Annotated in this window: 16 protein-coding genes; 9 read left to right on the top strand and 7 right to left on the bottom strand. The window is 54.5% G+C overall.

Features of this window, described 5'->3' with window-relative positions; genetic code table 11:
- Positions 1-58: 58 nt before the first annotated feature.
- Entirely contained in the window at positions 59-1,201 is a 1,143-nt protein-coding gene (locus tag ACWHYZ_RS03535) for a PAS domain-containing sensor histidine kinase (RefSeq protein ID WP_447985913.1), read from the bottom strand.
- A gap of 41 nt (positions 1,202-1,242) precedes the next feature.
- Positions 1,243-1,626, bottom strand: coding sequence for a response regulator (locus ACWHYZ_RS03530; protein ID WP_447985912.1), 384 nt, complete (start codon positions 1,624-1,626; stop codon positions 1,243-1,245).
- 289 nt (positions 1,627-1,915) lie between these two features.
- Between ACWHYZ_RS03530 and ACWHYZ_RS03525 the strand changes: the two genes are divergently transcribed.
- The 6 genes from ACWHYZ_RS03525 (at position 1,916) to ACWHYZ_RS03500 (ending at position 7,126) form a co-directional block, all read left to right on the top strand.
- A complete protein-coding gene (locus ACWHYZ_RS03525) occupies positions 1,916-2,041 on the top strand; it encodes a hypothetical protein (RefSeq protein WP_447985911.1) in 126 nt (41 codons plus the stop codon).
- 28 nt (positions 2,042-2,069) lie between these two features.
- Positions 2,070-2,360: a DUF5681 domain-containing protein gene (locus tag ACWHYZ_RS03520; protein WP_447985910.1), complete on the top strand. Its 291-nt coding sequence runs from the start codon at positions 2,070-2,072 to the stop codon at positions 2,358-2,360.
- A 217-nt stretch (positions 2,361-2,577) separates the two neighbouring features.
- Positions 2,578-2,826, top strand: coding sequence for an RNA recognition motif domain-containing protein (locus tag ACWHYZ_RS03515; RefSeq protein WP_447985909.1), 249 nt, complete (start codon positions 2,578-2,580; stop codon positions 2,824-2,826).
- Positions 2,827-2,839: 13 nt separating this feature from the next.
- Positions 2,840-3,925 (top strand): AI-2E family transporter, encoded by a 1,086-nt coding sequence (locus ACWHYZ_RS03510; protein WP_447985908.1) that lies wholly within the window; start codon positions 2,840-2,842, stop codon positions 3,923-3,925.
- Positions 3,926-4,326: 401 nt separating this feature from the next.
- A complete protein-coding gene (locus ACWHYZ_RS03505) occupies positions 4,327-6,210 on the top strand; it encodes a potassium transporter Kup (RefSeq protein ID WP_447985907.1) in 1,884 nt (627 codons plus the stop codon).
- A 658-nt stretch (positions 6,211-6,868) separates the two neighbouring features.
- Positions 6,869-7,126 carry a hypothetical protein gene (locus ACWHYZ_RS03500; protein WP_447985906.1) on the top strand — a complete coding sequence of 86 codons (258 nt, stop codon included), beginning with the start codon at positions 6,869-6,871 and terminating at the stop codon, positions 7,124-7,126.
- Between the two features lie 84 nt (positions 7,127-7,210).
- Here ACWHYZ_RS03500 and ACWHYZ_RS03495 read toward each other — a convergent pair whose 3' ends face one another.
- Together ACWHYZ_RS03495 and ACWHYZ_RS03490 are read right to left on the bottom strand one after the other, a co-directional pair.
- Positions 7,211-7,693, bottom strand: coding sequence for a hypothetical protein (locus ACWHYZ_RS03495; protein WP_447985905.1), 483 nt, complete (start codon positions 7,691-7,693; stop codon positions 7,211-7,213).
- Between the two features lie 213 nt (positions 7,694-7,906).
- The gene (locus ACWHYZ_RS03490) at positions 7,907-8,269 is read right to left on the bottom strand and encodes a DUF1499 domain-containing protein (RefSeq protein WP_447985904.1); all 363 of its coding nucleotides are present in this window, start codon (positions 8,267-8,269) and stop codon (positions 7,907-7,909) included.
- A 357-nt stretch (positions 8,270-8,626) separates the two neighbouring features.
- Here ACWHYZ_RS03490 and ACWHYZ_RS03485 point away from each other — a divergent pair, with 357 nt between their 5' ends.
- From ACWHYZ_RS03485 to ACWHYZ_RS03475, 3 genes are all read left to right on the top strand, one after another.
- Complete coding sequence (locus tag ACWHYZ_RS03485) at positions 8,627-8,818, top strand: hypothetical protein (protein WP_447985903.1); 192 nt, start codon at positions 8,627-8,629, stop codon at positions 8,816-8,818.
- 90 nt (positions 8,819-8,908) lie between these two features.
- Positions 8,909-9,409, top strand: coding sequence for a CoA-binding protein (locus ACWHYZ_RS03480; RefSeq protein WP_447985902.1), 501 nt, complete (start codon positions 8,909-8,911; stop codon positions 9,407-9,409).
- 251 nt (positions 9,410-9,660) lie between these two features.
- Positions 9,661-10,629: a hypothetical protein gene (locus ACWHYZ_RS03475; protein WP_447985901.1), complete on the top strand. Its 969-nt coding sequence runs from the start codon at positions 9,661-9,663 to the stop codon at positions 10,627-10,629.
- 344 nt (positions 10,630-10,973) lie between these two features.
- On the opposite strand, the gene ACWHYZ_RS03470 is transcribed toward ACWHYZ_RS03475, so the two are convergent.
- From ACWHYZ_RS03470 to ACWHYZ_RS03460, 3 genes are all read right to left on the bottom strand, one after another.
- Positions 10,974-11,585 carry a hypothetical protein gene (locus ACWHYZ_RS03470; RefSeq protein WP_447985900.1) on the bottom strand — a complete coding sequence of 204 codons (612 nt, stop codon included), beginning with the start codon at positions 11,583-11,585 and terminating at the stop codon, positions 10,974-10,976.
- A 5-nt stretch (positions 11,586-11,590) separates the two neighbouring features.
- On the bottom strand, positions 11,591-13,048 hold the full coding sequence (locus tag ACWHYZ_RS03465; RefSeq protein WP_447985899.1) for an ATPase domain-containing protein: 1,458 nt from the start codon (positions 13,046-13,048) through the stop codon (positions 11,591-11,593).
- A 489-nt stretch (positions 13,049-13,537) separates the two neighbouring features.
- Entirely contained in the window at positions 13,538-13,855 is a 318-nt protein-coding gene (locus tag ACWHYZ_RS03460; protein ID WP_447985898.1) for a hypothetical protein, read from the bottom strand.
- Positions 13,856-13,875 lie beyond the last annotated feature (20 nt).

The raw sequence follows: 13,875 nt of genomic DNA, 5'->3' as shown, positions 1-13,875 counted from the left end.
GGGCGAAAGGTCGAATGTTCTGGATGGACATTTGCGATGACGGCCTGGCTCCGATGTTTTACGCGACGGGCAGTGTAAAGGAAAATCGGCTGCCGCGTCCAGGCTCGCTTTGGAACGAAATCTGGCCGCCCTGGAGTTCCACGAGACCTTTGGCGATGGCCAGGCCGAGACCGGCCCCTTTGAGTACGCCGGAAGGCGCCCGGTGAAAGACGTTAAAGATTTTCTGTTGGTGATCAGGCGGAATCCCAGAGCCGGTATCCATGACCGTAATGGTAATCCGTTCCGCTTCTCTGATCTCGGACTGCACGACCACCTGGCCCTCAGAGGTAAATTTTAGCGCGTTCTCAATGAGATTGCGCAGCACTTGCTCCAGTTTGTCGCGATCGGCTCGCACCGGCACATCCGTAATATTATGCGCCTGCAGATGGATCGCCTTCTCCTTGGCGATGGGTTCCAAATCTTTAATCACGTCAGTGACGACATGGCGAATTGACAGCACATCCAAGTCTAAGGGCATCTCCCCGGTTTCAATGCGGGACAAATCCAGTAAAACACTGGTCAACCGGACCACGTGGTCCGTGTTGTAGCCAATGCGTGTCAAATAGCATCGGACGGACTCAGGCAACTCGCCGGCCACGCCTTCGAGTAAGTTATCAACGTAGCCTCTGATCGCGGTCAGTGGCGACCGGACCTCGTGGGATGCGATGGAGATGGAATAGGATTTGACTTCATTCAGTTCCTGCAATTGCTCTTTGGCGTCTTCTAGACGTTGAATGCTGTTGCGAAGCTCTTCTTCAATTCGCTTCTTCTCCGTCAAGTCTCTGGTAATCTTGGCATAGCCGCGCACGTGACCTCTATCATCGTACAGCGCGGTGATAATGACATTGGCCCAAAACGTGGTGCCATCCTTTCGGACACGGAGGCCTTCGTCCTCCACCCGTCCGAGGCGGGCGGCCATCTTCAGGAGGCTGCTGGGTCGACCGGCGTGACGATCCGCCTCTGTATAGAACTGGGAAAAAGATTGGCCAATGATCTCCTCGGCGCGATAGCCTTTCAGGAGTTGGGCTCCGGTATTCCAACTGACGATTGTCCCGTCAACATCCATCATGAAGATGGCATAGTCCCTCACGGCTTCGACGAGCAGTCGAAAGTTCTGCTCATAGTCTCGCAATTTCATCTCGTTTATTTGTGCTTCATCCATACACTAATCCTAAACGGTGCCAGGCAAGCGACCTTGAGAACCTATGTGGCAGACCCAAAGCAACAATGCAAGGCACTCTTAAAATCCGCTGCATTAAATGGTTTCAAGAGGTACCCGCACGCTTTCGCCTGCGACGCCTTTGCGGCACGAATCCGTGACTGGGATGCGGACATGATTAGCACGGGAAGGTCTGGAAATTTTTGGCGTGCTTGGGCGAGCACCTCGTTTCCATGCAGCACAGGCAAATTAAGATCAAGCAACAGTCCATCAAACCAGTCGCTCTCCAACCTGTCCATCGCGGTCCGGCCATCCGCTACGCAGGCTACGGTGTAGCCGTACAGTTGTAAGCGATCCTGGAGGACTTTGCGTTGATCGAAATCATCCTCGACGACGAGCAAGTGTCTACGTTGTATTGGCACTGCCATATCGTTCCTCCATCGGGAAGCATTTCGCACAGAATTAAGCCCGAGAAACATGCCGATTGTGGCAAAGCAGCAGTCTTTGCCAGCACGCCGGAAGATATGGCATGACGTTGCCGCAATAGCGATACCAAAGGAAATTTGCCACCCATGGGCCACATCCGATGCAACTATCGGACACCAAAGGGCTGTGGCTCAATACCTGTATTCAACAAAACAGAGTCCGTTATCGAAATGGATAATCGGTGGTATCCTCTTGGATACGGAGAGATGCGTACACGAGGCTTGAATAACCATGGACGTTGAAAAGGATTGGTTTCTAAATGCCTCTGCGTTGCTCCGGTTCGTCAATAACTCCGTCGATCCCCTGATGCTCTTGATTGTTGGAATGGTAGGCAACATCGGTCTGGAAACCAGGTAGCAGTGGCAATCCCGGCGGCCGACCAAAGGTGGCGGCCGAAATACGCAACCTTGCTCGCGATCACGGCGCACAGGCCATCGAACGCCTGGTTGCATTCATGGATTCCAAGAATGAGAGCGTCGCCGTTCGGGCCGCTGAAGCATTGCTAGATCGAGGATATGGCCGGCCCATGCAAGGAACGGAACTGAGTGGACAGGAAGCGGCCCCTAAGCAGACAGCGATCCGAGTCACTTTTGTCGAGCCACCGAAAAGGGATGAACACTCTTGCATCCCGTCGTGGGGCTCTTACCATGCGAGAATGCGGAGGCCCTACACGTGACCAAGTTTTCAACGAAGGCAGGAGGCTTTCCCACACGACTCCAATCCTAGCCGTTGGTGCGCTGAATCAGGGTCCATGACTCCTGCGGCGAATGCTGCCCGTTCCGACGTATGCTTACGTGACTTACCTATGGTTTGCCTAGCGACAATCAATGTATACGAGATTGTACCCCAGAAGGTAACACTCTCTGGGTCGTGGCCTAACGCAAGGGATTATCGTGCAACGTGCGGTAATTCTATATGGACTGCCACCGACCTTCACCACTGAGGCGTTGCGCGAATTGCTCAGCGGGTTTGGAGCGGTGCAGTCGGTCCATCTATCTCCGCCCGAGCATTCGTCCTTCCTGATTGGCTATGGGGAAATGAACGACCGCGATCAAGCACGCCAAGCGGTGAAGACCCTGCACGGTACCGTGGTTGGAGGACATATCCTGATCGTCCATCGTTCCATGCCACTCTCTAAATGAGACGCTAAAAACAGTGCGCAGGCACATTTTCCGTGCGATCTTTCTTGCCCTCCTATTGCTCCTCCTGGTGCAGTTGATCCTTATCTTCCGGCCGTTTTTCGCACCAATTGCTTGGGCGGTGATCCTCGCCAGCAGCACCTATCCGCTGCACCGGGGGATCTTGCACTGGACCCGCCATCGCGCCCCGCTGGCTGCAACCATCTCCACCGTGCTCATTACCGTGACGGCGGTGGTGCCCGCCATGTCAATCCTGATAGTAGGAATTCAGGAAACGGCTGAACTGATGGCATGGTTGAGCGAGGCGATCAAAGGAGGACACTTTGCGGAAGTGGGGAAGGCCGTTTCCGAGATCCCCGGGGTGGGGCATTTGCTGCAAGAGACGATCGGACGCTTTGTCGTCTCCCACAGCGGCATCCAGACCTCGGTCCTGGAAGTTGGCCAGGCGATGAGCGCGTTTATTGCCGAGCAAGGTCCTGATCTCGCGAAAAACGCGGTGCTATTTGCCTTGGATTTTTTAATCATGCTCTTCACCCTCTTTTTTCTTTATCGCGACGGCGATGACCTGCAGCGCCGTCTATATCGCATGATCCCCCTGGAGCAAGATCACAAGGAAAAACTTTTCGGCCGGCTCGACCGGACCATGACCGCCGTGGTCCGCGGCACGTTGCTTACTGCCTTGGCCCAGGGCATCGTCGCTGGCCTGGCATATTGGCTTCTCGGGATTTCCTACCCGGTCTTTCTCGGTGCCCTAAGTGGCCTTCTCGCCTTGCTTCCGGTCGGCGGAACCGCCTTCGTGTGGGGCCCTCTCACCATCCATCTACTGGCGCAGGGGGAGCTCATCCGCGCACTCTTCCTCGTCCTAACCGGTGTGGTGTTGATCGGACTCATGGACAATCTCCTCTGGCCTTTTCTGGTCGGACAGCGCACTCGCCTGCCCATGTTGTTTTTATTCTTCGCGAGTCTCGGAGGCACGTGGTACTTCGGCTTCATCGGCTTGTTTATCGGTCCACTTCTGCTCTCTATTATGGTAGAGGCGCTACACGTGTACGAGGAAATATTCCACTTAGACGAAGATACCCGTGTCGTACAGAATTCGTAGTCCATTCAGCGATCCCTGCCATAGACAGTTACCTTCCAGCCAATTCAGAGCCCCCCTGTCGGTTGGGATCGTGGCTGACTGGCACCCGCTCCTACTCCACAAGAAGCATCAAAGTTAGCAGTTGTGGCGTCAAAACGGCATTCCACGGTTCGCTCAAGGTTGCCGCACGACCTTCGTCGGCATCATGGGCGGACCATTCAGGATGTATGCGATACCCGCCTTTAGGGATACTGTCCCTATTCCTACCGTGTTGTCCCTCCTCCTTACCACGCTTCAACGATCCTCCGATACAACGTGAGCGAGGTTCGAGGTAAGGTGTGGTGTCCAGTGTTATAGACAGGCGGGCCTCTATTTCGGGGCGCTGGACCAGAAGGTGTGTCATCATTAGCGCGGGTATTTCTATGTCGGCTAGCGTTGAGACCAAACCAAGCAGAGAAGCTCTCACTCTCGCCGCGCTCGGCATTGTCTACGGCGACATCGGCACGAGTCCGTTATATGCGCTTCGGGAATGTTTTCACCCCTCGCATGGCGTCTCCGTCAATCATCAGACGGTGCTTGGGGTTCTCTCGCTGATCATTTGGTCCTTGCTTCTGATTGTCACGATCAAATATCTCATCCTCGTCCTCAGAGCGGACAACCAAGGCGAAGGCGGGATCTTGGCGTTGATGGCGTTGACCATTCGAGACCGAGACACCGCATCGTCCCCGAATACGGCCGTCCTCGTTGTCCTGGGACTTTTAGGCGCGTCCTTCGTGTACGGCGATGGGATTATCACGCCCGCCATCTCAGTCCTAGGCGCCGTTGAGGGCCTGGAAGTCGCCGCCCCCTTCTTTCGGCCTTATGTCCTAATCATCGCCGCGCTCGTACTGGGGGCCTTGTTTGCCTTCCAGGGCCAGGGGTCCGGCGGTATCGGCAGACTGTTTGGACCAGTGATTCTCATCTGGTTCTTAGTTCTCGCCGTGCTGGGCCTGATGAGCATCGTCAACACACCGCAGGTGGTTCTGGCTGTCAATCCGCTGTTTGCCCTGTCTTTCCTCTCTATGCATGTGGGTCAAGCCTTTAGCGTGCTCGGGAGCGTCTTCTTGGTCCTTACCGGTGCAGAGGCGCTTTATGCGGACATGGGCCACTTTGGGAAGAGTCCGATTCGACTCGGCTGGTTCGCCGTGGTCCTACCCGGGCTCCTCCTCCAATATCTGGGACAGGGTGCTCTGCTACTGCGGAGCCCAGAGGCCGTTGCGAATCCGTTTTACCTCCTGGCCCCGTCCTGGTTTCTGTATCCGCTCATCGGGCTTGCCACGATGGCAACCGTCATTGCGTCCCAAGCGATGTTGAGCGGGGCGTTTTCGCTGACCCAGCAAGCCATCCAATTGGGCTATCTTCCGAGACTCTCCATCACGCACACCTCCCCGGCACAGAGGGGCCAAATCTACCTTCCGTTTCTAAACTGGGCTATGCTGACCGGCTCCATTGTCCTCGTACTCATCTTTAAGTCATCCAGCAGTCTAGCGGCAGCCTATGGGATTGCGGTGTCCGGTACGATGGTGATCAATACCGTCCTCACCTCCGTCGTGTCGAGAGACCTCTGGAAGTGGACATGGCCTGCAACGCTCGCGGTCTTCTCGATGTTCCTGCTGGCCGATGTCGGCTTCTTCAGCGCCAATGCCATCAAAGTTCCGCAGGGAGGATGGCTCCCCCTTGCGCTCGGCGCCTTCTTCTTCACGCTCATGACGACCTGGTGGCAGGGACGCAACCTTGTTGCCCGGCATATCAGGAGCACCTGCCCTTCCTTACGTCAATTCATCAAAGGGCTTCGGTCTGCCTCGCTCGCCCGAGTGCCGGGGTATGCTGTCTTTATGACACAGGAACCCGATGCGACCCCGCCCGCGCTCATGCAAAACGTACGGCACAATCAGTGTGTCCATGAGCAGGTCGTGTTCCTCACCGTCTTTACCGACCGAACTCCCTATGTCCATTGCGATCAGCAAGTCCATATTGAACATCTCGGACCCGGGTATCATCGAATGTTTATTCGGCACGGCTTCATGGAGATCCCAGACATTCCAGCGATTCTCACGGAATGCCAAAACGAGCAGATCCTGGTCCCAGTGCAACAGGCTACTTTTTTCTTCAGTAGGCTGACCTTCCTCGCGACACCGAAGCCCGGCATGGCACTGTGGCGAGAGCGACTCTTCGTCTTCCTGGCCCGTAACTCCACGCGGGCCAGCTCGTACTTTCGAATTCCATCGGAACAAGTCATAGAGATCGGCTGGATTATTGAGATTTGATTATGATCTCCGCAGGAGCACAAACTATCAAGGAACAACAACAACTGCAGAATATCTCTAGATCACTGCGAGTCCTGCGCCATTCCACATTCCACAGGCCACGATCGAGGATGCTTTGGAAATTGAATGGCGGGAATGCACGCGAGCACGGCGCGAACGCCATCGAACGCCCGGTTGCACTAACAGATTTCAGAACGAAAGCGTCGCGGTTCGCGCCGCGCAGCGCCGCTGCTGGATCGCGGCTACGGTTGCCCCCTGCCAGGCATGGAGCTGCATGGAGAAGAACGAAACCCCATTCCCCAGGCCATTACAGTAACCTTTGTGACGCCACCGAAACGGGATGAGAACTATTCCGTCTCACTTCACCAGCCATAAGGCACGGGTAATCCATTGTATATTAGAGATATATTTTGCCTTTATCTTCAGATCGTTATTTTTTCCGGCCTACCTGCCAACGAGCCAAACTGAATAGCCAAATATCCACGCAAATGCGTACGCTAGAAGGTTGCCAGCCTAGTCACTCATATCGGTCGTTCGCGCGTATCAAGCCTTCCCGTCTGTTGCGCTTGACTCAGACCATCACGCAAATTTACCCTTTGGGGGAGCCTCCAAGGCCAGTCCATACCTCGTCCTCCAACTGAACAGCGAGAATTCAACTATGCCGACGAAGAAAAAGGCTTTGCAGAAACCGAAATCACGTCAGACCGTGGCTCCGATGCCGAAAGAAGGACCTGCGAAGAGGCAGAATGCCGAGGTAAGCCGTCGTCTGAATGACTTGGTCGAGCAGATTGACATCATCGTGCCGGAGATGACGGCCCGGATAGCTGCCCTCGAGCATCTCCTGCTCGAGAAGCAACTCTGTTCACGAGAAGACCTAGCCAGCGCACGTGAGTTTGTGAGAGTTCAGGAGAATTAGACGTATATACATTCACTGTTCCACCTCTAAGGTGACATAAGCGTCCGAATCCGCAGTACTTGTGCACATCGCTTAGTGATCGTGTCAACGCGGGCGCTGCTCTTCCGGCACAGTGGAACGCTGCGTCTGGCTAGCGTCGGCTGACTGCTGGAGAGCAGTTAAGGCCTCATCAAGCACTTGGAGTCGATCCTTCAACTCGGCCTTCTCAGTTTTGAGACCGTCCACTAAGGTGACATGCATGGCATGGAGGATACCTTCCAGTCGCGCTTTCTCCCGATACAGTTCCTTGATCCGTTCCTTATTGAGTCCGCTGGCCTCCATTTGCTGGAGTGCCTCTTTCACACGCGACTGTGAGAGCGTCAGGACCTCAAGCTGTTGCTGGATCTCTCTTACGGTTTGGGTCAGCCGCATCTGCCCATCGTGAAGTGCTTGATATTTGCCTTGCTCGAGACTTTTTAGTTCTCGCCGCAGTTCGGCGAGAGTTTGCTCCTGGCCCCGCACCGACGCAAGACCATTGCGAACGTCTTGTTGTACCGCCGCAAGGTCTCCTTGAGTGGCGCAGCCCATGGTACTTCCTAAAAACATCAGGACGAAAGTTGCTCCCGGTTGGTAGGATGCATATCTTGCAGGCCTCATACGGTTTCCTTTCTTCCACGTGGTGGCGATCGCCTTTAGTTTTGCTCACGCGATCATCCCTCTCAGCATGATCCATGGAACTCTCAACGGTACTACTACAGCACCCTCTAGCCCAGCACATAACCATGCCGTTCTGCGGCTTACTTATGTAGGCTCTGCTGGGTGGTCAAGGTCAGAATGCCGATCCGGCTCCTTGTAACCTCCGTCCATAGGCGCGGATGCGTTTGGCAGTTGTGCCCACATCACTTTTCCCAAGCCGCGAGACAGATCGAACATCGACCCGGCTTTCATCGCTTCGCGCTCGATTCGAATGACAATATCGCCTTTGAACCCGAACCACCGCGTGGTATCGGTTGCTTCAATCCGTCCTTCCGCATCGACTGCCCTGAGCGCGTGTGTGAACGCCTGCTGACGCGGCAGACCCAGCGTAACCGGTTGAATGTCTGATAGGCTGCGTATTGCTGCGCGGCAATCTCCGAACCACCATAGTCGGCAGAATGGAGGCATATTTTCTCACTGACAGAATGTCAACGAAATGAGGAGGATTGTCACCGTCCGTCGTGATGTCGTGAATGGGCGGCACCCGTTGACCAAGCCAAGACACCGGCGAATATTTACAAATACAAGCAGGGCAGATAGGCCAAGTTATGTGAGAAAAATCTGGGCCCCTCCTTTTTTAGTATCGTATGACCTAACAGCTATAACAAAACATCAGCCATGCTTGCCCTTGACTGTGAGAGTCGCGTTACATCGGAGATGTCACCTGCATGCCTACAGCTTTCAAAGCCCATCTATAAGTATGATGAATGATGGCATGGGCGGGGACCATCGAAATCAAGGGGAGTTATCAAAGGAGATGTAGAGATGGTGGACGATCATACCGATTTAGACGAAGCTAACCGGCAGCGAGCAATGGAAGAGGAACGCTATCGGGATGAAGTAAGCCGAGGCGGCCATGGGGCGCATAAGCCATGCGAGAAGTTCCCTATCGAGGAAGCAAAGGAGCAGGGCGTTCTGGATGAAAGTCAGGGAGGTGCTGCAAAGAAGTCACCATGACAGCGGTTTCTGCAACAGTGCCACACGCGCAATGGTCGCTGCAGTTCGGCGCAGGTATGGAATTGGCCGTTCGCTGGGGGGAAACTCAATATGTCGGAAACTGAAGACTGTGGCTGGAGGAACAATCTCATCGAAGATTTGGAGGGGGTGAGACAAGTGCTCGCGGCTACCAAACGAATAGCAGTGCTCGGCATCCGAAGCGAACAACACAGGCCTCGACCGGCATTCTATGTACCGGAGTATCTGGCGTCGGCTGGGCTACAAGTGATTCCGGTGCCGGTGTACGATCTGCACGTAGAGGAGATCCTGGGCCAGAAGGTCTGTAGCCGGCTCATGGACATACCCGGGGAGTTAGATTTAGTTGACGTGTTCCGTCGCTCAGAGGACATCCCGTCCCATCTCGACGACATGCTTGCCAAAAGGCCTAGAGTCGTCTGGTTTCAATCGGGAATAAGGAATGACGAGGTTGCAGAAACGCTCGCCCGTGCTGGCATCAAGGTCGTCCAGGACCGCTGCCTCATGGTGGATCACCGTAGATATTGCGCAGATCAGAGTCATGTTCGTGAAGCCAGGCGAACGGATCAGCAGTAACCCCACGCCCGACCTCCTCACCTGAAATACCGAGTTCTCAGGGGGAGGTGATCCGCATAGTCCTGACTGAGTTATCTTCGCTGTTTACCTGTTCTGACCTCGCTCCTATGATTCCTTGTATTGGTATTGTTACTTTTGCACTCAAGGCCTTAACCAAACGGAATGGCCCATGCTTTGCAAAAGCAAGAAACCTTACATCGAGCGCCGTAACGTCGCTGTCCTTGAATACTTAAATGAGGGGGACACGATAGATGCCAGAATCCAGAGTGTTCGTGCTGTTCACACTTCTTTTAGCCTTGTGGTCTCCTCCTTCCAGTGGATACGCCACGCAGTATACGTTCACATCACTTAACGTCCCCGGAGCCATTGGCACTTATGCCGCTGGCATTAACAATAATGGCGAAATCGTGGGCACCTACTATGTCGCCAATGGACTCGCATCGCATGCCTACATAGCAACCCAAGGAATGTTCCGCACAATTGACGTGCGGCCCGGCACACAATACGCCAGCGCCAACGACATAAATAACCGCGGTGAGGTTGTTGGCATGTATTCAGGCGCAGATCGAGCATGGACTGGCTTCGCACTGACCACCTCCGGTTTTACATCCATTGTTCCTCTCTTTGCGGGACGAGCTAGCACCGCGGCCAATGGCATCAACGACTTTGGTGAAATAGTAGGGATATACTTCCTTCCCCAGCATGGCTTTGTGGGGAATGGAACCAGTTTCGTGCCTTTGGATGTTCCGTTTGTTGGTGCTAGAGAGACAATCCCTGAGGGCATAAACGGTCGGGGGGACATTGTAGGGACATATTTTGATCCTAATGGGACTCATGGTTTTCTTTTCTCGGAAGGTCGCTTTAGAAGTATCGATGTTCCATTTCAAGGCGCGAACGCGACGTATGTTCGCAGTATCAATCTTCAGGGAGACTTTGTGGGCGAATACTCCGACATGCGCGGCACTCACGGCTATGTGAATACAAGCGGACTTTTCACGCCCATCGATGTGCCTTTCCCTGGCGTCCGTGTTACGGAAGCACTAGGTATCAATGACAAAGGAGAGATCGTGGGAATTTACAGCGACGCAACAGGCCAACATGGATTTGTCGCCGCCCAAGTCGCCGAACCGTCCGCCTGGTTAATACTTGGCAGTGGCCTCATGGCGCTATCCCTTTGGCGTATGAAGCAAAGCGGTGTGTTGAATGATCTTAGACGATAAGTTGCGCCCCCTGTTCGAGGGGGGGAATAGCCTTGTTCTAAAACAAGGGGGGCGGAGGTACGAAAGAATCAACCTAATCAACGTCTCCACCATAGACCCCTACTCCTCGGTCCATCAAAAGTAGCCGTTGGCCGTCAAAGCGGCAATCCCGGTGGACGCCCGAAGGCGACAGCAGAGATCAGAATCCTTGCTGAGCATCACGGCGCACAGTCTATCGAGCAACTCGTCGCACTATAAATTCCAAGAATGAGAATGTCGCGGTTCGGTTGGATTCTTTCTTCGGAAGCGGTGTATAGAACCACGGGGGACACGCCATGGACATAGCACAATCGTAATGTCGCTCATTATCGCTGAACATCGGGAGGGCCGTCTTTGTGAGCCGTCTGACGGTGTTTCAATTCTTCAAGCTGTTTCTCCAATTCGATCATCTTCAATTCGCGGCCGACGACGACATCTTGAAACTGCTCCAAATCGCATATTTTCTCCTGCAATTCGATTCGTGAAGCGGTGAGACGCTCCACTAAGTCTCGCACTTGGTATTGGCGCGCGCGGGAGCGGAGGGCCACGCGCAGTACACTGGTCAAGGTCACTGCCTGCAACGGACGCTCGAGGACAGTCAGGTTGCCGACTTTTGCAAACTGCTCCGATACCTTCTGAAGGGCCCACTGAGTTGAGCCACAGAGGGTCAATACCGTAATCGGAAGGTCAGACCAAGCGGGTTGTACTTCAAGGGCAGCGACGAATGCCTGGAGTTCCTTGGGCTGTAGCGCCTCCTGAGCGAGGAGCACCGCGCCTGCACCGGTCCGCAACGCGTCAGTCACGTGAGGCAGACTCCGACACGTCACACTTGAAATGCCGGCCTCGCTGAGCACGCGTTGAATGAGTGGCGCATCCTGGCCGGTCGGCGCGAGGATGAGGACCCGCAGATGCTCTGGGTCTACGATAATCTCGTCCACGGCTTCTACGGTGATTCAGACGGTTGCGTGGGGGTGTCTGTCAACACACCTTGTATGTGGCTTAACGGCGGCCCGATCTTAATGCCATCGCTATCAATCTGAAAATCCCGAATCGTCGTGTCGTGTGCTCCTGTGCGTTTTTTTAACATGGAAATAGCTTTTTTTATTTCGCCACTCGTTTCATAAAACCGGAGCACAATGACCCCATCCGCCAGGTAACTCACGTCCACCGGGGAAGTGACGTGTCCGACGCCCCCTGATTGGGACAGAACAAGAAGGGTAATGATGCCTTGTTGACCCAGATACGTGCGTAACTCGTGAAGCTGAAGCGCGAGATGATCTTCATCCGGCATAGCTTTGAGATAGCCGTTTAAACTGTCGAGTATGATAACCGTCGCCCCGTCTTTTTCCACCGCCCGGCGAATCCGCGCGGCGAATTCACCAGGAGAAATCTCGGCGGGATCGATTTGCTCGAGACGAAGCCGCCCCGACCCGTGGTACTCCTGGATGGCATGTCCGAGGGTGCCGCCTCGTGCTAACAGGACATCGACGTTCTCATCAAAGATATACCCGACGACGCGACGCCCTTGTTGTGCCAAGGCCGAGGCCAATTGAAAGCACAGCGTGGTCTTTCCCGCACCGGCTGGACCTGCCACCAGTGTGCTCGTCCCGCGCTGTAGGCCGCCACCGAGCAGACGATCGAGATCAGCCATGCCGGTCGCAATGAGCTCCCGGTTGTAATCACGGTGATGTTCCGCGGCCACGAGGCGTGGAAAAAGATTGAGGCCGCCTTTCGCGATGACATAGTCATGGCTCCCCTGACGAAAATCAATTCCACGCATCTTGGTCACTCGCAGTTGCCGGCGTGTTTTGCCGTAACTATCCGGCAGCGCGTCCAAACGAATCACACCGTGTGCGATACTCTCGACTTGCACGTCGGGTGCCGCTCCTTTCATCTCATCGAGAACGAGACTGGTGCAGCCTATACCCGCAAAAAGCTGTTTAAGGGCTAACATTTGGCGCCGAAACCGCAAGGGCGATTCAGACAGCAGCCGCATCTCGGTGAGAGAATCGAGGACGATGCGCTGGGGCTTGAGCCGTTGGACTTCTTTTAAGATCACCTTGGTGGTGGCTTGTAGATCAACTTCACTTGGATGAAAGATGGTGCTCTGTTCCTCCGGGGCGACAAGATCCCGGACATCCGCGAGGTCCAAGACGGCAATACGCTCCATTGTCCAGCCGTGAGAATTCATCACTTCTGTTAATTCGTCTTTGGTTTCAGATAGCGCAATGTACAGACAGCGTTCCTGCAGGCGGACACCCTCCATGAGGAACTGTAACGCCAGGGTGGTTTTGCCAGCACCGGGTTCCCCGTGCACCAGGTACAGACGTTTACGAGGGAGACCGCCATGGAGGAAGCTATCCAATTCGCTGACACCGGTTGAACAGATATTGTCATTCATTCTTCCATGCTCCCGACGAATCGCCTGTTAGCCGGCGCAATATATTACAAAGATCATACGGAGACAAGCTGTCGAAGGCGTGCCCAAACTTATTCAGTATAAACGATCGAACCGACTGATTATGGCGTCTATCTACGGTAGTGATGTGACTGTAGACGGATCCATACATCAGCGTTTTTCGCTGGCGCCTTTGGAACCATCATTACGGGGCTGGGGCAGGCCAAGAATGCCGCTTTTTCAATTGCAGCAAGACGACTTGTTTTGGATCATCCCAATGGCCGGACTGATTGCAGCTATCCTCGGTCTGCTGACTACCTTGTCTTCATGGCCCGTGTTCGGCAATACGAGGGGTATTACCCCTCGTATTGGTGGTAATCTGGCTCGTCGTTCTATGTCTCCAAGTCGTTCAGAGAGTTGGATAGCCTCACCACAGACACCCATGCGTCCGTGACTACTTCTATCCGTCGTTAGAGCATCGGGCATGTGTGCCTACTGGCCCGCTCCCGCTGAGCTGTCTCGGCTCGTTGACGGACTACGTCCTCCCTGTTCCAAGGGATCCGTTTGTCCCTTGTCCCCCTTCCGAGTGGCTTTACTTTTCATGCCATCGTCCGGCGTGGGACGCGTGCTACCAAGGTCCGCTTCGCGTCCCTTTTGCTGAGCTGGTGTCTGTGTGCTTGGCTCGTTCTTTTGCATTTTGTTCTGCATTGGCGTGTCGTTTTTATTGGATTGATCCGCCGCATAGCCGGCGATTGCGCCACTAAGCCCGATTACGAGCACTACGATGCCACTTCGTATAGACCTTCCCATTAACACCCTCCTTCTGTTTA

Source organism: Nitrospira sp. Nam74 (genome assembly GCF_965152615.1).
This window is presented reverse-complemented; position numbering and strand designations above follow the sequence as displayed.